General features: G+C 63.0%; 16 protein-coding genes. 11 read left to right on the top strand and 5 right to left on the bottom strand.

Annotated features, from left to right (window positions below; all coding sequences use genetic code 11):
* Nucleotides 1-67: 67 nt before the first annotated feature.
* The 3 genes from BMZ24_RS02875 to BMZ24_RS02865 form a co-directional block, all read right to left on the bottom strand.
* On the bottom strand, nt 68-463 hold the full coding sequence (locus BMZ24_RS02875; RefSeq protein ID WP_092189070.1) for a bacteriohemerythrin: 396 nt from the start codon (nt 461-463) through the stop codon (nt 68-70).
* A 117-nt stretch (nt 464-580) separates the two neighbouring features.
* On the bottom strand, nt 581-1,681 hold the full coding sequence (buk, locus tag BMZ24_RS02870) for a butyrate kinase (RefSeq protein WP_092189068.1): 1,101 nt from the start codon (nt 1,679-1,681) through the stop codon (nt 581-583).
* 3 nt (nt 1,682-1,684) lie between these two features.
* Nucleotides 1,685-2,593, bottom strand: a complete 909-nt coding sequence (locus BMZ24_RS02865) for a bifunctional enoyl-CoA hydratase/phosphate acetyltransferase (protein WP_092189066.1) — start codon at nt 2,591-2,593, stop codon at nt 1,685-1,687.
* A 148-nt stretch (nt 2,594-2,741) separates the two neighbouring features.
* Here BMZ24_RS02865 and BMZ24_RS02860 point away from each other — a divergent pair, with 148 nt between their 5' ends.
* From BMZ24_RS02860 to BMZ24_RS02835, 6 genes are all read left to right on the top strand, one after another.
* Nucleotides 2,742-4,103, top strand: coding sequence for an MFS transporter (locus tag BMZ24_RS02860; protein ID WP_092189064.1), 1,362 nt, complete (start codon nt 2,742-2,744; stop codon nt 4,101-4,103).
* A 99-nt stretch (nt 4,104-4,202) separates the two neighbouring features.
* The gene (locus tag BMZ24_RS02855) at nt 4,203-4,466 is read left to right on the top strand and encodes a hypothetical protein (protein ID WP_092189062.1); all 264 of its coding nucleotides are present in this window, start codon (nt 4,203-4,205) and stop codon (nt 4,464-4,466) included.
* Between the two features lie 190 nt (nt 4,467-4,656).
* Entirely contained in the window at nt 4,657-5,634 is a 978-nt protein-coding gene (gene wtpA / locus BMZ24_RS02850; RefSeq protein ID WP_092189060.1) for a tungstate ABC transporter substrate-binding protein WtpA, read from the top strand.
* Nucleotides 5,635-5,673: 39 nt separating this feature from the next.
* Nucleotides 5,674-6,465 (top strand): ABC transporter permease, encoded by a 792-nt coding sequence (locus BMZ24_RS02845; protein WP_225940185.1) that lies wholly within the window; start codon nt 5,674-5,676, stop codon nt 6,463-6,465.
* Complete coding sequence (locus BMZ24_RS02840) at nt 6,462-7,502, top strand: ABC transporter ATP-binding protein (RefSeq protein WP_092189057.1); 1,041 nt, start codon at nt 6,462-6,464, stop codon at nt 7,500-7,502. The genes BMZ24_RS02845 and BMZ24_RS02840 overlap by 4 nt, the downstream gene beginning before the upstream one ends.
* Before the next feature lie 87 nt (nt 7,503-7,589).
* Nucleotides 7,590-8,042 (top strand): PaaI family thioesterase, encoded by a 453-nt coding sequence (locus BMZ24_RS02835; protein ID WP_092189056.1) that lies wholly within the window; start codon nt 7,590-7,592, stop codon nt 8,040-8,042.
* Between the two features lie 22 nt (nt 8,043-8,064).
* On the opposite strand, the gene BMZ24_RS02830 is transcribed toward BMZ24_RS02835, so the two are convergent.
* The gene (locus BMZ24_RS02830; RefSeq protein WP_092189054.1) at nt 8,065-9,660 is read right to left on the bottom strand and encodes an aspartate:alanine exchanger family transporter; all 1,596 of its coding nucleotides are present in this window, start codon (nt 9,658-9,660) and stop codon (nt 8,065-8,067) included.
* Nucleotides 9,661-9,807: 147 nt separating this feature from the next.
* A complete protein-coding gene (locus tag BMZ24_RS02825) occupies nt 9,808-11,214 on the bottom strand; it encodes a sigma-54-dependent transcriptional regulator (protein WP_092189052.1) in 1,407 nt (468 codons plus the stop codon).
* 455 nt (nt 11,215-11,669) lie between these two features.
* Here BMZ24_RS02825 and BMZ24_RS02820 point away from each other — a divergent pair, with 455 nt between their 5' ends.
* The 5 genes from BMZ24_RS02820 to BMZ24_RS02800 are packed head-to-tail and all read left to right on the top strand — an operon-like array spanning nt 11,670 to nt 19,014.
* A complete protein-coding gene (locus BMZ24_RS02820; protein WP_092189050.1) occupies nt 11,670-11,939 on the top strand; it encodes a transposase in 270 nt (89 codons plus the stop codon).
* 21 nt (nt 11,940-11,960) lie between these two features.
* Nucleotides 11,961-13,970: a CoB--CoM heterodisulfide reductase iron-sulfur subunit A family protein gene (locus tag BMZ24_RS02815; RefSeq protein WP_092189048.1), complete on the top strand. Its 2,010-nt coding sequence runs from the start codon at nt 11,961-11,963 to the stop codon at nt 13,968-13,970.
* Nucleotides 13,971-13,980: 10 nt separating this feature from the next.
* On the top strand, nt 13,981-14,406 hold the full coding sequence (locus tag BMZ24_RS02810) for a hydrogenase iron-sulfur subunit (protein ID WP_092189046.1): 426 nt from the start codon (nt 13,981-13,983) through the stop codon (nt 14,404-14,406).
* Between the two features lie 20 nt (nt 14,407-14,426).
* Nucleotides 14,427-15,569 (top strand): 4Fe-4S dicluster domain-containing protein, encoded by a 1,143-nt coding sequence (locus BMZ24_RS02805; RefSeq protein WP_092189044.1) that lies wholly within the window; start codon nt 14,427-14,429, stop codon nt 15,567-15,569.
* A gap of 16 nt (nt 15,570-15,585) precedes the next feature.
* Nucleotides 15,586-19,014: an FAD-dependent oxidoreductase gene (locus BMZ24_RS02800; protein ID WP_092189042.1), complete on the top strand. Its 3,429-nt coding sequence runs from the start codon at nt 15,586-15,588 to the stop codon at nt 19,012-19,014.
* Nucleotides 19,015-19,026: the final 12 nt, after the last annotated feature.

Genomic DNA, 19,026 nt, shown 5'->3' with positions numbered 1-19,026 from the left:
GCAATCTGAACCTTAAAAAAAGGGGAAACCCGCGCTTCGCGATTGAAATGGAATGCGCGGGAGGGTGTCAGGCCGGCATCGCTGTCGAAAATTTCCTGTCGACAACGAGGATGTGGTTGGTCAGCCAGCCGCGCAGGAAATGGAACATGTCCCAGGCCAGTCCTTCGGAAGCCAGGATGACGTCCAGATCGAAAAGCAGGATCTGGTCGACAAAAGCCAGGTGCTCGCTTTTGTGTTCTTCGAGTTCCGCGTATCCGGCGGCCTCCATGAGCGTCTCCTCGGCCCGGAAATGGTAATTGGCATATTCCTTGAGCTGGGTCAGGATATTGTGCAGATCGTCCATGGAAGCGTGACCGATGCCGTCCGCAAGGGAGTTGATGATCTCGACCAGGCGCTGGTGCTGCGAGTCGATCTCGGCAATTCCGGTTTCAAAAGACTGATCCCAAATGATTTTTTTGTTCATTCCCTGCGGCTCCTGGGGCTTGAGATGGAAATATTTCTTTTCCTTTACCCCAGAGCGCTGCCCGGGAAAAGGGGCAATTCCCGCCAAATCCCGGAAGAATCGAAACCAGCTGATTTTTCAGACCGGATTCCGGCCGCCTGTGTCCACCAGGCGGGGCGGGTAGGTCAGCGTCTCGCACATGCCTGCCAGGGCGCGCCCGGCGGCCTCGGCCAGGGCGGACATTTCGTCCTCTCCCGGATGGACCATGACCGGAGCCAGAAATTCCACCTGTCCGGATATGAGCGCGGCCAGCCCCCGATCGTGCATGAGCCCTCCGGTCAGGATCACGGCGTCGACCCGGCCACGGAGCACCGCGCCCATGGCTCCGATCTCCTTGGCCACCTGGTAGGCCATGGCCTGACGCACCTCCCGGGCGAGGGTGTCGCCTTCGCGGATGCGCCGCTCGACCTCCATGCCGTTGGCCGTTCCAAGATAGGCCAAGAGTCCGCCTGCGCCCGTGATCCTGCGGCGGATGTCTTTTTCGCTGGCGCCCGGGGCAAAGCACCAGCTGACGAGCGCTCCGCAGGGCAGGCCGCCGCTGCGTTCGGGGGAGAAGGGCCCGTCCCCATCCAGGGCGTTGTTGACGTCGACCACCCGGCCAAGTTCGTGCGCCCCCACGGACACTCCTCCGCCCAGATGAGCCACGATGAGCCGCAGTTCTTCATAGGCGCGCCCCAGTTCCTGCGCCACGCGCCTGGCCACGGCCTTGTGGTTCAGGGCGTGAAAGATGCTGCGTCGCTGTATGGAGGGATGGCCGGAATAGCGGGCCAGAGGACCAAGCTCGTCCACGACCACGGGGTCGGCGATGAGGGCCGGTATTCCGGCGCGGGCGGCCAGGTCGTGGGCCAGGATGGCGCCGAGGTTGGAGGCGTGGGTTCCGAAGCCGCAGGAACTCAGGTCGGCGAGCATTTCCGGGCCGACGGCGTACACGCCGCCGGGCATGGGACGGAGCAGTCCGCCACGGCCGATGACGGCGGCCATGTCCGAGACGGCAAGCTCATGGCGCGCAAGGGCCGCCACGATCATTTCCCGCCGGTATCCCTCCTGGTCCATGACGTGCGCGAAGCGATCCAGATCGGCTGCTTCGTGGCGGATGGTCTCCACGAAGAGCGCTTCCCGGCCTTGAAAGACCGCGATCTTGGTGGAGGTCGAACCGGGGTTCAGGACCAGGATTTTCATGTTCTAGGCTCCTTTTGCCGCCATGAGAATTCCGAGGGCCACGGCGTTGATCTTGGTCTGGTGGGAGTCGGCCCGCGAGTTGAGCAGCACCGGGGCCCTGGTACCCATGACCACCCCGGCCGAGCGGGCGTGGGCGAAGTACATGAGGCTCTTGTAAAAGATGTTGCCTGCCGCCAGATCCGGGGCCAGCAGGATGTCGGCCTTGCCCGCCAGGGGATCTTTCATGCCCTTGTGCCGGGCGGCCTGCTCGCTGATGGCGTTGTCCAGGGCGTAGGGCCCGCCCACGCGGCAGCCCGGGAGTTCGCCCTTGGCGTTCATCTCCACCAGGGCCGCGGCGTCCATGGTAGCCGGCATTTTCGGGTTGACCTTCTCGGATTCGCACAAAACCCCGACCACGGGGTCCGGGTTGCCGAGGGCGCGGGCCACCTTGACCGCGTTGAGCACGATCTGGCGCTTGGTCGCGAGGTCGGGTTTTATGATCATGGCCGCGTCGGTCAGCAGATAGAGCTTGTCGAACCCGGGCACGTCCATGACCACGGTGTGGCTGACCGTGGAACCGTTGCGCAGTCCGGTATCGCGGTCGAGCACGGCCCTGAAGAGGACCGAGGAGTCCACGAACCCTTTGAGGAGGATCTGCGCCCGCCCCGAGGCTACGACCTGCACCGTGGCGGCGGCTCCGCAGGCCTCGCCCCGGGCGTCGAGAAGTTCAAACGCCGTGAGATCGAGTTCGATCCTCTCGGCAATGGCTTTGATTTTGTCGGTGTTCCCGACCAGTATGAAATCGGCCAGACCCATGGCATGTGCCTCGGCCACGGCCGTGAGCGCCTCGGCGTCCTGCGCGCAGGCCACGGCCACGGTCTGCCTGGGCAGGGTCAGGGCCTTGTCGATGATGGACTTCATGGATGTAAGCATCGGATCTCCTTGCGAGTCCTGCCGATAGATCATCGATTGGATGAAAACAAGTGGCGCGCAACCGTTTTTGTCAAATTTTGCATCCTTGGTTGCAGGGGTTGCCCCCACGCGCGGCTGGGACTAATCAAGGCCGATCTTCGGAGGAAGCATGCACAATCGTACAGCCGCCCTGGCCGCCGCGTCCGTGGCCAGTTTTCTGGTACCCTTCATGATGTCCGCCGTGGCCATCACCCTGCCGGTCATGCAAATCGAGCTCGGGGCCTCGGCCGTGGAGCTGAGCTGGGTGGCCGGGAGCTACATTCTCGCCCTGGCCGCCATTCTCCTGCCCATCGGCAGGCTGGCCGACATCCTGGGCCGCAGGCGCACCTTCGTTTGGGGCACGGGCGCCTTCGTCGTCTTTTCCCTGTGCGCCTCCCTGGCCTGGTCCGTGGTCAGCCTCGTGACCCTGCGCGTCGTGCAGGGGGTGGGCGCGGCCATGATCCTGGCCACGGGCGTGGCCATCGTGACGGAGCTCTACCCCCGCGAGGAGCGGGGCCGGGTCATGGGCATCCTGGTCGCCTGCGTCTATCTGGGGCTGTCCGTGGGCCCTCTCGTGGGCGGGATGATGACCTCCCTTTTCGGCTGGCGCTCGGTCTTCTTCCTGTGTCTGCCTCCGGGCCTGCTGGCCTGGATCATGGCCCGCGGGATCAAGGACGAGTGGCGTCCGGCGCGCGGCCAGGGCTTCGACCTGATCGGGAGTCTGCTCTATGCGGCCTTCGTGGTTTGCTGCGTTAACGGGCTGACCGGGCTGGCCCGGCCCGAGCGGGGCTTGCCGCTGCTTGGGGGCGCCCTGGTCATGGGCGTCCTGTTCGTTTTGCGCTCGCGCAGCATCCGGCATCCGCTTATCGACCTGACACTGTTCACGGCCAACCGCGTCTTTCTGCTTTCAAGCCTTGCGACCCTCATCAATTACGCAGGCACGTTCGCGGTGGGCTTCCTGCTCAGCCTGTACCTGCAGGTGGTCAAGGGCTTCTCGCCCATGCACGCCGGGTTCATCCTGATCGTGCAGCCGGTCGTGCAGAGCCTGTTGTCTCCCGTGGCCGGGGTCCTGTCCGACCGTTTCAACGCGGCCTGGCTGGCCAGCATGGGCATGGCCTTCTGCGCCCTTGGCCTGTGGGCGATGTGCGGGGTGGGCGCTCAGACCGGACTATGGGAGATCGGCTCGATCCTGGCTCTGCTGGGCCTCGGGTTCGCTCTCTTCGCCTCGCCGAACATGAGCGTGGTCATGGGCAGCGTCGAACCGAAGGACTACAGCATCGCCTCAAGCCTGGTCGCGACCATGCGCACCTTCGGCATGACTCTGTCCATGGGCATTTCCGCCGTGGTGTTCGGCTTTTTGCTGCAGGATCGCCAGATCGCTCCGGACACGATCCCGGAATTTCTGGCCAGCATGAAGATCATTTTCGCCGTTTGCGCCGGGCTTTGCGTGGCGGGCGTGTTCTGTTCGCTGGGCCGGGTCGCGAAACGCTGATTCGGGCGCGACAGCCAGGATTTCCTTTTCATCGAGGCCGCATTGAAATAACGATCATTCATGGTGTCTTGCTGGTTTTCGCAAACAGAAGGAGTTGTCATGAACGCTATTAAAGTCATGGTCATGGGCGTGCTGCTATGCCTTGGTTCCGTATTTGCCTTTGCCGATGACGGGCAGGTGCTGGTGGAGAAGACCTGCTCCAAGTGCCACGATCTGGGCCGGGTCCGGGCCGGATTCGGGGTCAAGGATCAGGCGGCCTGGTCCGCAACGGTGGCCCGGATGCTGGCCAAGAGCAAGGCTCCTGCCGTCACCCACGAGGAACACGGGCTTATCGTCGACTGGCTTTCGGCGCAGAAGAAATAGTCCAGGCCCAATCTTTCTCCCCTGGTAAATCCAGTCTTCGGCGCGGCCGGGGGCTGGATTTTTTGTTTGGCGTTCTTGGGCATGGAGCCGACCGTTTTGGTCGTATTTAAAAAATCTATGTCAGTGTTGACTCAAAAGTCCTGGAGGGCATAATACAGGGCACCTTTTTCATTTTATCCGGAGGTTGCTCATGAATCCCTATTTTTTGAAAGTGCTTCTCCTTGTTGCCCTGCTCGGCGTCTGCACGAGCGGATCAGCTTTTGCCGAGCCGTCGGGCAAGCTGGTGATCTTCCATGCCGGAAGCCTGGCCGTGCCTTTTGCCGACATGGAAAAGGCTTTTGAAGCCAAATATCCCAAGGTCGACGTACAGCGCGAATCCGGCGGCAGCACCAAGCTCGCGCGCATGATCACGGAACTTGGCAAGCCCGCGGACATCATGGCTTCCGCCGACTATCTGGTCATCGACAAGATGCTCGTGCCCGAATTCGCGCAGTGGAACGCCCGTTTCGCCACCAACCAGATCGTGCTCTGCTACACCCCCACAAGCAGGTATGCCGACGAAATTAACGACAAGAACTGGTTCGAGATCCTGCAGCGCCCGGATGTCGTCTGGGGGCATTCGGACCCGAATCTGGATCCGTGCGGCTATCGCAGTCTGATGACCATCCAGCTCGCCGAGAAGTTCACGGGCCTGCCGGGTCTTTACGACAAAGTGCTCGCCAACCGCCCGGAGAAGAACGTTCGCCCCAAGTCCGTGGAGCTCATTTCCATGATGGAGTCGGGCAACATGGACTATGCCTTCGAGTACATGTCCGTGGCCGTGCAGCACGGGCTTGAATACGTGACCTTCGACGACCACATCAACCTTGGCAACTATGCCATGGATCCGTTCTACAAGAGCGCCGTGGTCAAGGTCACGGGCAAGGAACCGGGCACGTTCATGGAGCTTACGGGCAGTTCCATCACCTACGGCGTGACCATGCTCAAGGCGGCGGCCAATCCCGAGGCGGCCGAGGCATTTCTGGCCTATCTGCTGGACGAGAAGGGCGGACTTGCGATTCTGAAGGCGCAGGGCCAGCCGCCCATCGTTCCGGCCAGCGTCGGAACGGACGCCATGCACGAGGCGCTCCCGCAGGGCCTGAAGGCGCTGGTCAAGGTCGCAAAATAGATGGGAGTCCCGGTTGCGACGCACGGCCGGGGAGGCTTTTTGGGAAGCCTTCCCGGCCGTGTATTTCAGTTTTGGCTGATCGCGTCCTGCATTCTGGTCCTGGTCTTCATCGTCGCCCCTCTGGCCCGGACCGTGGTTTCTCCGGATGCCGAGCAGATGTGGAAGACCCTGGGCGATCCCGATGTGCTGCGTTCGGTGGGCCTGTCCATGGGAGCGTCGGCCATGGCCGCCGTCCTCTCGCTGATCATGGGCACGCCTCTGGCCTATATTCTGGCCAGACGTGAGTTCGCGGGGAAGAAGATCGTGGAGAGCCTCATCGACCTGCCCATCATGATCCCGCACCCGGTCATCGGCATCGCCTTCCTGACCCTGGCCGGCCGGAACAACTGGTTCGGCGGCCTGCTCGCGAGCATGGGCATCGAGATGATGGGCACGGTCACGGGCATCACCGTGGTGCTTTTTTTCGTGGGCCTGCCCTTTTACATAAATACGGCCAAGGCCGGGTTCGAGAGCGTTGCCCCTCGTCTGGAGAAGGTTTCCCGTTCCCTTGGCGCAGGCCCCGGCGCAACCTTTTTCCGCGTGACCCTGCCCCTGTGCCGCCGCGCCATGCTGGTCGGCATGATCATGTGCATGGCCCGGGCCCTGAGCGAGTTCGGAGCCGTGGTCATCGTCGCCTATCATCCCATGATCGCACCGGTGCTCATGTTCGAGCGCTTCACCGCCTACGGACTCAAATATTCGCAACCCGTGGCCGTGATCCTCATCGTGGTCAGCCTGCTCTTTTTCATCGCCTTGCGCGTGGTCTCCCGGCCCCAGAGGAGGGATGCATGATTCGCGTAGAGTCCCTGGCCCTTTGTTTTGGGAAATTCAGCTTGCGCGATGTCGGCTTTCAGGTCGCGCCGGGTGAATTTTTTGCGCTGATGGGGCCGACGGGTTCGGGCAAGACCCTGATCCTTGAATCCATCGCCGGGCTGGTGGAGCATGCGCGGGGCAGCATACGTGTCGCCGGGCAGGAGGTGGGCGGGCTGCCTCCCGAGCGCAGGAATGTCAGCCTCGTCTACCAAGACAACGCCCTCTTTCCTCACCTGAGCGTGCTGGACAACGTCACCTACGGGCAACGCTATCACGGCATCGCAAAGGACGAGGGGCGGCGCATGGCGCTTGCGCTGCTGGAGCGCCTGGGCCTGACCCGCGTGGCCAAACGTCTGCCCGTGAACCTGAGCGGCGGCGAGAAGCAGCGCGTGTCCCTGGCCCGCGCCCTGGCCTGCAAGCCGGATGTGGTGTTGCTCGACGAGCCCCTGTCTTCCCTTGATCCGCAATTTCGAGACGACCTGCGCGCGGCGCTCAAGGATCTGCATCGGCATTCGGGGCTGACCTTCCTCATGGTCACGCACGATTTTGTGGACGCCCTGACCCTGGCTGACCGCGCGGCGGTGCTCCGGGAGGGCCGCCTGGAACAGGTCGGGACTGTCGGGGATGTGTTCCGCAAGCCGGCCACTGCGTTCGTGGCGGGATTCGTGGGCATGAAGAACATTTTTTCCGTGGAGGGCCAGGGGGAATGCCGCCTGGGCGGGGATGCGCTTTTTGCCGTGCCAGGCGCTTCAGTTCCCGGGCATGTGGCCCTGCGGCCCGAGGACGTGTTTGTTTCGTTCACCGATCGCGCCGCGCCAGGATGGTTGAGCCTGCCCGGAACGTTGCAGGGGGTGCGGCACGAAGGCTTTTCGTGGTTCGCGGAAGTGTCCTGCGGGCATTCGCGTTTCACCGCCGCCCTGGACCGGCAGTTTCCGGAGCAGGGCAGGCTGGAGCCGGGGCGGGCAGTCTGGCTGACTTTTGCCTGCGAAAGCCTGCATTTCATGCCGGACGCCTGACCAAACGCCCTTGCAGTGCAAGAAGAATAGGTCCTATAGGTCTCATGGGACCTATAGGACCTATTCTTTTTTCCAAAGGAGGATTTCATGACCGACATTCCCGTTCAGCACCGCTATGCCGAAGACCTGAGCCATTGCTACGGCTGCGGAAAGAACAACGCCCAGGGCCTGCACATCCAGACTCACTGGGATGGAGAGCAGGGTGTGGGGCGTTTTATGCCTCGGCCGGAGCATATCGCGCTGCCCGGATTCGTTTATGGTGGAATGCTCGCTTCGTTGGTGGACTGTCACGGCGTGGCCACGGCCGCTGCCTCGGCGGCCGGGGACGACGGCCGGCCCCAGCGCTATGTGACGGCCTCGCTGCATGTGGATTTTCTGCGGCCCACGCCGCTCGGGCCGGAGCTTGAGTTGGTGGCGCGGGTCATTGAGCGGCGGGGCAGGAAGATCGTGGTCGAGGTGGAGATATCGGCCCTTGGAGAGTTGCGTGCCCGGGGACAGGTCGTGGCCGCGCCCATGCCCGCCACCATGGGCCGGGATTGATTCCGGCCCATGGACACGGGTGTCAGCCTAGCAGCATGATGATCTTCGAGGCCATGATCATGCCCACCAGGGCGATGGGATAGACCGATGCGTAGGCCGTGGCCGCATAGGGCGTGTCGCTCAGGGACGCGGCGGCGGCCAGGCCCGGGGTGGAGGTCATGCCGCCGGTGATGACGCCGAGCATGCGCAGGAACGGAATGCGCAGCACTCTGGAGCAGATGGGCACGCCGATGAGCATGGGCGCAAGCGTCATGATGGCTCCGCCCAGAAAGAGGGGCATGCCGTATTCGCGCAGTGTCGGCACGAGGGTGCCTCCGGCCGCGGTTCCGACCACGGCCAGGAAAAGTCCAAGGCCGAGGTCGCGGATCAGGGCGTTGGCCGTGCTCGGGAGTTCGGTGATGACCGACCCGACCTGGCGCACCGCGCCAAAGACAAGTCCCGCCAGCAGCACCCCGCCGGTGGCGCCGAGAGTGAAGATTCCAAGTCCCGGCAGATAGAGGGGCAGCGCCCCGAAAGCCAGCCCGCAGAACAATCCGGACAGGAGCACCATTACGCTGGTGGCGAAGAGCGCACGCACGTCGTCACCCAGCATTTTCTTGACGTTTTCCACGGTCTCGGGATTGCCGACCACATGCAGCACGTCGCCCTGGCGCAGGCGTACATTGGAGCCGGCCGGGCAGTCGAAACCGTTGCGGGTGATGCGCGAGACCTGCACCCCGAAGACATGACTCAGATTGAGGGCGCGCAGGGTCTTGCCGGCCACCTCGGGACGGGAGAGCAGGATTTCCTTTTTTATGAGCACGGAATTGAAGGCCAGGTCGGCCTCCACCACGGGTCCGATGACGATTTCGGCCTGATGCAGGGCCTCGGAGGTCCCCACCACCCGCACCGTGTCGTGCATGTTCAGGATTGTTTCCGCCACGGCCAGTTCCGGGCTGTCGCTTCCTGCCCGCAGGACGCGGGTTATGGTCACCTCGGCCATGCGTGCAGGCAGGACCTGGGATAGCGGCCCGGTGCACAGATTGGGGTTGGTGACTTCAAGATGCGTGAATTCGATTTGCGGATGCAGACTGCTCATTTCCTGCTCCAGTTTTTCCTCTTCCTGGCCGATGCTCGCGCGCATGATCCGCGGTAGGAGCTTGACCACCAGTACCACGCCGACAACACCGAACGTGTAGGCCACGCCGTATGCGGCCGGGGCCGCGCTGTCGTGGGCCAGTTCCACGGCCACGGCCAGGCCCGGCGTGGAGGTCAGAGCTCCGGCAAAGAGCCCGGCGGTGATCTCTTTGGAAAATCCGAACCACGCCTTGCAGCCGAGGGCTGTGAGCAGGCCCGTCGCGATCATGACCATGGCCCCGATGCTGAGGGCCAGCCCTCCGCGCTTCATGGAGTGCACGAAGCCTGGTCCGGCCTGCTGTCCCACGGAATAGATGAACAGGATGAGCCCGAGGCTCTGGATCACACCAGGTAGGCTGAAGCCCGCGAATCCGGCCAGAAGGCCGGTAAAGACGATGCCAGAGGAGCCAAGCGAAAAGGAGAATATCTTGACCTTGCCGAGCAGGTGCCCGGACAGGATGACGGCAAGCAGCAGGAACATGGGATTATGCAGGAGCTCCATGGGGAACCTCCAAAAGATTGTTTGATCGATCAATAGGCGCAGGCACTACTCTTTTTGTCCCGCATTGCAAGCGGAAAGTGGCGGGTAGCGCCGGAGGAATCAGGGCACGTGACGTCGCGGGGGCGCATCGGAGCTGTCGGTAAATCGTCAAGAACCGCGCTCAACGCCCCTTTGCTTGAGCAGTGCGTAGAGCCTGGGTCGGGACAGGCCCGAGAGACGGCAGGCGTTTGCGATTTCGCCCTTGCTGACCAGCATCAGATTCTTGAGATACCACGTCTCCAGCTCGGCCATGTGCTTTTCACGATACTCCCTGAGGCTCGGGAAAGCCTCCCCGTCCGTGAGCGGTGGCGTCCTGTTTTCAAGTTCGGGCAGCTCCGCGACCAGGAGCCGGGCGACGTTGGCGCGAATGTTTCTGGACAGGTGCTGGGGGTAGAGGATGGGTTCGGTCCCGGCCCGGACCACGGCCTGATCGAGGGCGTTGACCAGCTCGCGGATGTTTCCCGGCCATTCGTACTGCATGAGGGTGTCGAGAAAGTCCGGAGAGAAGCCTTTGTTGTCTATGTTCAGCCGTTTGCAGGTGCGGCGCACGAAGTGACAGATGAGATCGTTCAGGTCGTCCAGCAGGTCGCGCAGGGGGGAGAGCTCAAGCCGTATCCCGCGCAGGCGGTAGAACAGGTCCCGCCGAAAGGTGTCGGCCCGGACCATGGCCTCAAGATTTCGATTGGTCGCCGCCACCAGCCTGAAATTGCTGGTGATCTCCTTTGCCCCGCCCACGGGACGGAAGCTGCGGCCTTCGAGCACGCGCAGGAAGACCTTCTGGGTGGACAGGGGCAGTTCTCCGACCTCGTCCAGAAACAGGGTCCCGCCGTCGGCCTGCTTGACGAGGCCGATGGAGCGGTTCTCCGCGCTGGTGAACGCGCCGCGTTCATGGCCGAAGAGCATGCTTTCCACCAGGGTTTCGGGCATTGCCGCGCAATCGACCACCACGAAAGGCTTGCCCGCGCGCGAGCTGTTGGCGTGGATGGCCCGGGCAAAGAGCTCCTTGCCGGTGCCTGTTTCGCCGGTGATGAGCACGTTCACATCCGTGGATGCGGCCTGGGCCACGATGTCGAGGCAGGAGTTGAGCAGGCGGCTGTTGCCGACGATCCCTTCGCGCCGCAGGGAGACCGGCGCGCACTTGGCGGGCCGCTCGCGATGGTATTCCAGGGCCCGCTCCGCCAGGACCATGAGGCGCTGCATGTTCACGGGTTTGGGCATGAAATTCCAGGCCCCGCCGCGGATGGCGGCCTCGGCCGCGTCCGGGTCGCGGCTTTTGGACATGACGATGATTTCCGGGCGCGACGGCACCTCGCGCAGGGTGGACAGGAATTCCAGACTGTTCTTGCTGCCGGCCTCGTCGCCGAGCAGGACCAGGGAAAATTCGCCCACGTGCAGCATGGCAAGACCTTTGGACAGCGTCGTGCTGTGGGCCGCGTGCAGGTTGTGCCTGGCCAGCTCCGCCATCAGCGATTGGCAAAATGCCGCATCGCCATCGATGATCAGAATGTCGCTCATGAAGACTCCCGCAGTGCTGTCTTGTCTGGCAAGACGATAATCAGGCTTTTTAGGGCTTCGCAAAGGTGAGTGTCGTCCGGTCCGGAAGGGCCTGCTCCGACCGGTGCAAGGACATGGCTCTCACCTACACTGTTTTGCTGTCTCGTCAAGTAAGACACTTCTCTTGTCCCAAGACAAAGTTCATTTGTCTCTCACCTTCTCTCCTTTCATAATTGCGTACTGTTTTTTATCCATTTGCTTGAATTATTTTGGAATGAATGATTCGGCACGCAAAGTGTTTTTACGGACAACATGAGAGAGCAAGGGCGCTCTGCAGCGGAGTTCTTTTACATCGCAATATAGGTTGAATTTGAATTTTGTGCTGGCGCATGGCGCGGAAAGTACGTTCTCGCCTTCCCGGCAAGAGGTCATTGATGATCTGATGACAGGGTGCCCCCTGCGAGGAGGAGTGGAGGATGAAACGCAAATGGGACGCAAGAACCAAGGCGCGTATCGTGCTCGAAGGGCTCATGGGCGGGTGTGTGAACGAGATCTGCCGAAACCATGAGCTGCGACCGGGGCTGTACTATAAATGGCGGGGACATTTCCTGGAGCACTGCCACCTCATTTTCGAGGAGCAGCCCAGAGCCCCGAGTCAGTCGGACCTGGCTGCCGAGAACGAAAAGCTCAAGCGTCTGGTGGGCGAGTTGACCCTGGAATTGAACAAGGGCGGAAGTCTTCGCTGATCGAGGGACAAGGGGGATGACATGGCCAGAAGGATAGGAGTGTATGTCTGTCACTGCGGCTCGAACATCGCGGGCAAGGTGGATTGTCCGGACGTGGCCGCTTTTGCACGGGGGCTCAAGAACGTCACGGTTTCGCGTGACTACCAGTTCATGTGCTCGGATCCCGGCCAGGACATGATCATCCGGGACATTAACGAACACGGGCTGGACCGCGTGGTTGTGGCCTCCTGTTCGCCGCGCCTGCATGAGAAGACATTCCAGAAGGCCTGTGCCCGGGCCGGGCTCAATCCCTACCTCATGCAGCACTGCTGCATCCGCGAGCACTGTTCATGGGTGACCGGTGACAAGGCCGAGGCCACGGCCAAGGCCAAGCATATCGTCGAGGCAGCCGTGCTTCGGGTGCGCAGGCATCAGGAGCTTCATTCCCGCGAGGTGGCCGTCGTGCCCGACGTCATGGTCGTGGGCGCGGGCATCGCCGGCATCCAGGCCGCGCTCGATGTCGCCCGCTCCGGGCATCGCGTCATCCTGGTCGAGAAGTCCCCGTCCATCGGCGGACACATGGCCCAGTTCGACAAGACTTTTCCCACCCTGGACTGCGCCGCCTGCATTTCCACTCCGAAAATGGTGGCCGTGGCCCAGGAAGCCAATATTGACCTTCTGACCTGGAGCGAGGTGGAGGAGGTCACGGGCTTTGTCGGCAACTACACCGTCACCGTGCGGCGCAAGGCTCGTTACGTTCGCGAGGACATCTGCACGGGTTGCGGGGCGTGTCTGGAAAAATGTCCGACCAAGGTCTTGAGCGAATTCGAGGAGGGTCTCGGCATGCGCCGGGCCATCTACCGCAATTCTCCCCAGGCGGTGCCAAGCACCCCGGTCATCGACGCCGAGCATTGCAAGATGCTCACCAAGGGCAAGTGCGGCGTCTGCCAGAAGACCTGTCCCACCGGAGCCATCGATTTCACCCAGCAGGACCGCCGGGAAGTCTACCATGTGGGCAGCGTGATCCTGGCCACGGGCTACGACACCATGGACCCGACCCCCATGACCGAATACGGGTTCGGCCGCTATCCGGAGGTCTATACCGCCCTGCAGTTCGAGCGTCTGAACAACGCCGTGGGCCCCACCGGCGGCAAGATCCTGATGAAGAACGGCGAGGCCCCGAAGAGCGTGGCCATCATCCACTGCGTCGGCAGCCGCGACAAAAATTACCACGAGTACTGTTCGCGTACCTGCTGCATGTACGCCCTCAAGTACGACCACCTCATCAAGGACAAGGTCGGGCACGGGGCGGAAGTCTACAATTTCTACATCGACATGCGCTGTTTCGGCAAAGGATACGAGGAATTCTACCGCCGCGTTCAGGACGAAGGGGTGACCTTCGTGCGCGGCAGACCTTCTGAAGTCGTCCAGGAAAACGGCAAGCTGGTCGTGGTGGGCGAGGACACCCTGCTCGGGACTCGTCTGCGTGTGCCCGTGGACATGGTCGTGTTGTGCACGGCCATGGAGGCGCGCGCGGACACCACGGAAGTGGCCCGTGTTTTCGGCGTGTCCCAGGGCCGGGACGGATTTTTCCTTGAAGAGCACCCCAAGCTCGGTCCCGTCTCCACGGCCTCGGACGGCATCTATCTGGCCGGAACCTGCCAGGGGCCCAAGGATATTCCCGACGCCGTGGCCCATGCCGCGGGCGGCGCGGCGCAGGCCCTGGCCCTGGCCGCGCGCGGGGTGGTGTCCATCTCCCCCACGACCTCCTGGATCAATCCGGACATCTGTGTCGGCTGCAAGATGTGCATCGGGCTGTGCCCGTATTCGGCCATCGAGTTCGACGAGCGTCGCCACATAGCGGTCATCAACGAGGCCATGTGCAAGGGCTGCGGCAGCTGCGCCGGGCATTGTCCGAGCGGAGCGGCCCAGATCAAGCATTTCCGCCAGGTGCAGGTCTTCAACGAGATAGACGGTCTGCTGGACCGCAAGCCGGACATAATGGCCCTGATTGGAGATATTTACGAAACCGCGAACCGAGCAGAGGCGTGAGGAGGATTGTATGAACCAGGAATTTGAACCCGCCATTCTGGCTTTTGTCTGCAACTGGTGCACCTACACCGCCGCCGATCTGGCCGGAACCTCGCGCATGGTGCAGCAGCCCAATGTCCGCCTTGTGCGCATGATGTGCACGGGCATGGTCGATCCCAAATATGTCATCAAGGCCCTGTTGTCCGGGGCCGACGGAGTGCTCGTCAGCGGCTGCCATCCCGGCGACTGCCACTACATAAACGGCAACTACAAGGCCCGGCGGCGGGTCAAGCTTTTAAACGAGATCCTGCCGCAGTTTGGCATCGACGAACGGCGGCTGCGCCTGACCTGGGTCGGGGCCAGCGAAGGCAATGAATTTGCGGCCACGGTCAATAATTTCATCAATGAAATCCGAGAGCTCGGCCCGCTGGACGTGCGCGGCATGGCAGCCCTTTAAGCGGACGGGGAGGAGTAATCATGGCCACCACGGTACGAATTGAAGTTGGCGAACACGGCCCGGTTCCGGCCCTGCAGGATTTTTTCAGGAAATTGCTGGCGGACGAATCCCTGTCCGGCATCATGGTCCCCGTGCATCTCTTCGGCGGCGGCATGCCTATGCCGACCCTGGTCACCGATCCGGCCCAGCTGGATCGGGCCGACCCGCTGGCTCCGGCCTTTCCCATGAGCAGCGCGAAGCTCGTCTCGCGGCTGAGCAAGGGTTCGGCGGGGGAACGCTTCGCCGTGGTCATGCGCCCCTGCGAGATCCGGGCCTTCATGGAACTGGTCAAGCTCAATCAGGGCTCCCTTGAGGAGGTCATCCTCATCGGCATGGATTGTCCGGGAGCCTACGACAACATGCATTATCGCGATTTTCTCGGCGAGCGCGAGCCCATGGCCGCCAGCGCCGAATTCCACAAGGCCCTGGCCGAGGGCCAAAAGCCCGCTTCCGTCGAGCTGGCCGGAGCCTGCAAGGTCTGCGAGCACCCCACGCCGCAAGGCACGGACATTGTCGTCGGCCTTTTCGGGGGCGACATCTCTTCAGGCATCCAGATCATGGCCGCCAGTCCTCGCGGCGAAGCCCTGCTCGGGGCCATGGGGCTGCAGGCCCAGGAACCCGACGGGAAACGCGAGGCCGCCGTCGCCGCCCTGGTCGGTGAGCGTGAGGCGGCGCGGGACGCCATGTACGCCGACGTGCAGGAGCGGACCTCGACGCTGGAGAAGCTGGCCCAGTATCTGGGCTCCTGCGTGAACTGCTACAACTGCCGGGTGGCCTGCCCGGTCTGCTACTGCAAGGAGTGCGTCTTCAACACCGACGTCTTCGAGCACAAGCCCTGGCAATATCTGGATTGGGCCAAACGCAAGGGCAGCCTCAAGCTGCCTACCGACACCGTCTTTTACCATCTCACGCGCATGGCGCACATGAGTACGGCCTGCGTGGGCTGCGGCCAGTGTTCCAACGCCTGCCCCAACGGGGTGGAGGTCGTGGAGCTGTTCCGCACCGTGGCCGCCCGCACGCAGAAGAGTTTCGACTATCAGCCTGGACTCAGTCTGGACCAGGCTCCGCCCCTGACGGTGTTCAGGGAGGACGAATATCAGGATACGGTTTCGCACCTGGCTTGAATCCGAGGAGGAGGCAATGAGGAAACAATACGGCGCGTTGGTGGTGGGCGCGGGTATCGCCGGAATCCGGGCGGCTCTTGATCTGGCCGTGACCGGACACAAGGTGGCCCTGATCGACAAACGCCCCAGTCATGGCGGCATCCTGAGCCAGCTGGATTACCAGTTCCCTTCGGATCACTGCGGCATGTGCCGCATGCTTCCGCTCATGAGCCGGGATGCGTCCAGCCAGTTTTGTCTGCGCAAAGGCATGTTTCATGAAAATATAGATCTGATGCTTTCAACGGAGCTTGCGTCCCTGGAAGGTGAACCCGGCAAGTTCTTCGTCAGCCTGAGCAGGCGCTCCCCACTGGTCGATCCGCACAAGTGCGTCAGCTGTGGGAAATGTTCCGAGGTCTGCCCGGTCAAGGTCCCGAGCGAATTCAACGCCGGGCTGACGAAGCGCTCGGCTGTCTATTTGCCGGTGCCGCACGCCATTCCCAATCATTATGTCCTGGATCTTGATAATTGCATCCGCTGCTGGAAATGCCACGAAGTCTGTCCGACAGGGGCCATTGACCTCAAGTTCGAAGAGCGCGCGCGGTTCGGCATTCTGGTGGCGGACGAGGAGGAGCAGACCCGCTCCACGGTGCGCGAAAGCCTTGAGCATCTGCAATTCCCGGTCTTTGAGGCGGCCGGTGGCCAGGAAGCCCTGGATTTGCTTGAGTCCGGCGCGTCGATCAATTTCGTGCTCGTGGGGCTCAATCTGCAGGGCGTGGATGCCCAGCGCGTCATGACCCGCGCCCAGGAACTCAGTCCCGGCATGCCCGTGGCCGTCCTGGCCGCCGCCGGGCAGGAAGAGGCTGCGGCCGATCTGGTGCGGCGCGGGGCGCGGGATCTGTTCATGAAGCCGCTCTCGTCCAAGAAGTTCGTGCCCTGGCTGGACAAGCACTACATGCGCATCATGTCCGACACCACCGAAGAGCTGCAGGTCAGCGCGGTGATCCTGGCCGGAGGTTTCGACTGCTACAATCCCGACATGGACCTAAACGGCGGACGGGATATCTGGGGGTACGGCCATCCGGCCGTGCTGACCGCCGTGGAGTTCGAGCGTCTGCTGAGCGGCACCGGACCCACGGGCGGCAGGCTGACGCGGCCGGGTGACGGCAGGCCCGTGAACAGGATCGCCTGGATTCAGTGCGTGGGCTCGCGCGATGTGGGCAAGAACGCCGATTACTGTTCCTCGGTCTGCTGCATGTTTTCCATGAAGGAGGCCATGCTGGCCAAGAAGGTCACGGGCGGGGCAGTGGATGCCACCATCTTCTACATGGACATGCGCACCTTCGGCAAAGGCTGGGACGATTACCGGCAGAAGGCCGTGCAGCAGGGCGTGCATTTCGTGCGCAACCGGCCGCACTCGGTCGTGCCTGCCGAGGGCGGCGGGGTGCTGCTCGAATCGCTGAGCGATGACGGCACGCGCCGCTCGGAGGAATTCGACATGGTGGTCCTGGCCGTGGGCGCCCGGCCCCCGAGGGGTATGGACAAGTTCGCCGCCACGGTTGGCATCGAGACCAACGAGTGGGGCTTTTGCAAGACCCAGCCCTATGCCCCGGAGCGGACCAGCCGGGTCGGCGTGTTCGCGGCCGGATCGTTCGGCGAGCCCCGCGACATCTCCGAGTCGGTCATGCAGGCCGGTGCGGCGTCCGAGGCGGCGGCGCGCATGATCAAGATCTACGACGTGCTGGGGGCGGCTCCGGCGCCCGCGGAGCCGGACTATCCGGATGTTTCCCGCGAGCCGGTGCGCACCCTGGTGGCCGTGTGCACCTCCTGTCCGACCCTGGGCAAGGCGGTGAACCTGGACGAGCTGGCGCACACCGTGGGCCGGGTCCATTCGGTCGGCACGGTGCTTCCCGTGTTCCAGGCCTGCACCGAAGCCGGCTGGAAGCAGATCCTTGAAACGGTCAAACAGAAGAAACCCAACCGCATTCTCATAGGGGCCTGCATGCCCTACGCCTACATTCCGCGCTTGAAGGAGATGGCCCGCACCGTGGGGCTCAACCCGGCGCTCATGGATGTGGTCGACGTGCACACCCCGACCTTCAACGGGCGCGACGCCGTGGACGTGGCGCGCGAGATATTCTCCAGCCTGTCCATGGCCGTGGCCAAACTGCAGGGTGTCGATCCCACGCCGCCGGACGTGCTCATGGACGTGTCGCGCTCGGCGCTGGTGGTGGGGGGAGGCCTGGCCGGTCTGACCGCGTCCATGGCCATCGCCGACCAGGGCTTCGGTGTCTGTCTGGTGGAGGCCGAGGAGGAGCTCGGCGGCATGGCCCTGCGCCTGCACACCCAGCTCGATGGCACGGACCCGCGCAAGTACATGGAGGACCTTGTCGCCCAGGTCGAAAAGCACCCGCGCATCAAGGTCTTCAAGGACGCGCGCGTGGTTCTTTCCCGAGGCAGCGCCGGACGCTTCCGTTCCGCCATAAGCGGCGACAATGGCATCTTCCCGCTGGAACACGGCGTGACCATTCTGGCCACCGGCGGTCATGAGGCCAAGATCTACGAGAGCGGATTCTGCGTGCACAGGACGGTCATGACCCACTTCGGGCTGGAGGAGAAACTGGCCACGGGCGCGCTTGACGTGGGCAGCCTTGGCGCGGTGGCCATGATTCAGTGCTGGCGGTCCCGCAAGGAAGGCGAGCGCAACTACTGCAGCCGCATCTGCTGTCCGGAGATGCTGAAAAACGTGCTGACCATGAAGGAGCGCAACCCCGACCTGCCCATTTATGTTTTCTACCGCGACATCATGGCCCAGGGCTTCCTTGAGGCCTATTACACCCAGGCGCGCAAGGCCGGAGTGATCTTCATCCGTTACGATCTGGAGAAACCGCCCAAGGTGCGCTTTGTCGAAGGCAAGCCCGTGATCACCGCCCTGGACCCGATTCTGGGCAATGAAATAGAGGTGCACGCGGACATCCTGTCCCTGTCGAGCGGGGTGGAGCCGAACGATGTGGACGATCTGGTGGAGATCTTCGGGGTCAAGACCGACGCCAACGGATTCTTCCAGGAGGCGGACAGCAAATGGCGGCCCGTGGATTTCCTGAAGCAGGGAGTCTACATGTGCGGGCTGGCCCATTCGCCCCGGCGCATGGCCGAAACCGTGGCCTCGGCCAAGGCGGCGGCCCAGCAATCCCTGCGCATCCTCTCGGCGGGCAAGGTGGCCCGGGAGACCCTGGTGGCCACGGTGCGGCCGTCCCTGTGCTCCCTCTGTCAGGCCTGCGTGGCGGCCTGCCCCTACGGGGCGCGCACCGTGGATCTGGAGAACGAGCTCATACTGGTCGATGAGATGCTCTGTCAGGGCTGCGGAGCCTGCGCGGCGGTCTGCCCCAACAGCGCAACGGTGATCAAGGGCTTCCATGACGGACCGATGATGGCGGTCATTGACGCCGCCCTGGAACAATTGGCCTAGGCCAAGGGGAGG

The sequence above is a fragment of the Desulfomicrobium norvegicum genome (genome assembly GCF_900114595.1).
In the GTDB taxonomy this organism is placed as follows: Bacteria; Desulfobacterota; Desulfovibrionia; order Desulfovibrionales; family Desulfomicrobiaceae; genus Desulfomicrobium; species Desulfomicrobium macestii.
The sequence above is the reverse complement of the archived record's forward strand: the minus strand, read 5'-3'. Positions and strand labels throughout refer to the sequence as shown.

Coding starts and splice junctions, on each gene's coding strand:
- BMZ24_RS02810 (WP_092189046.1), top strand. CDS start 13,981: ATGAACCAGGAATTTGAACCCGCCATTCTGGCTTTTGTCTGCAACTGG.
- BMZ24_RS02800 (WP_092189042.1), top strand. CDS start 15,586: ATGAGGAAACAATACGGCGCGTTGGTGGTGGGCGCGGGTATCGCCGGA.
- BMZ24_RS02830 (WP_092189054.1), bottom strand. CDS start 9,660: ATGGAGCTCCTGCATAATCCCATGTTCCTGCTGCTTGCCGTCATCCTG.
- BMZ24_RS02825 (WP_092189052.1), bottom strand. CDS start 11,214: ATGAGCGACATTCTGATCATCGATGGCGATGCGGCATTTTGCCAATCG.
- BMZ24_RS02835 (WP_092189056.1), top strand. CDS start 7,590: ATGACCGACATTCCCGTTCAGCACCGCTATGCCGAAGACCTGAGCCAT.
- BMZ24_RS02855 (WP_092189062.1), top strand. CDS start 4,203: ATGAACGCTATTAAAGTCATGGTCATGGGCGTGCTGCTATGCCTTGGT.
- BMZ24_RS02805 (WP_092189044.1), top strand. CDS start 14,427: ATGGCCACCACGGTACGAATTGAAGTTGGCGAACACGGCCCGGTTCCG.
- BMZ24_RS02840 (WP_092189057.1), top strand. CDS start 6,462: ATGATTCGCGTAGAGTCCCTGGCCCTTTGTTTTGGGAAATTCAGCTTG.
- BMZ24_RS02815 (WP_092189048.1), top strand. CDS start 11,961: ATGGCCAGAAGGATAGGAGTGTATGTCTGTCACTGCGGCTCGAACATC.
- BMZ24_RS02820 (WP_092189050.1), top strand. CDS start 11,670: ATGAAACGCAAATGGGACGCAAGAACCAAGGCGCGTATCGTGCTCGAA.
- BMZ24_RS02860 (WP_092189064.1), top strand. CDS start 2,742: ATGCACAATCGTACAGCCGCCCTGGCCGCCGCGTCCGTGGCCAGTTTT.
- buk (WP_092189068.1), bottom strand. CDS start 1,681: ATGAAAATCCTGGTCCTGAACCCCGGTTCGACCTCCACCAAGATCGCG.
- wtpA (WP_092189060.1), top strand. CDS start 4,657: ATGAATCCCTATTTTTTGAAAGTGCTTCTCCTTGTTGCCCTGCTCGGC.
- BMZ24_RS02865 (WP_092189066.1), bottom strand. CDS start 2,593: ATGCTTACATCCATGAAGTCCATCATCGACAAGGCCCTGACCCTGCCC.
- BMZ24_RS02875 (WP_092189070.1), bottom strand. CDS start 463: ATGAACAAAAAAATCATTTGGGATCAGTCTTTTGAAACCGGAATTGCC.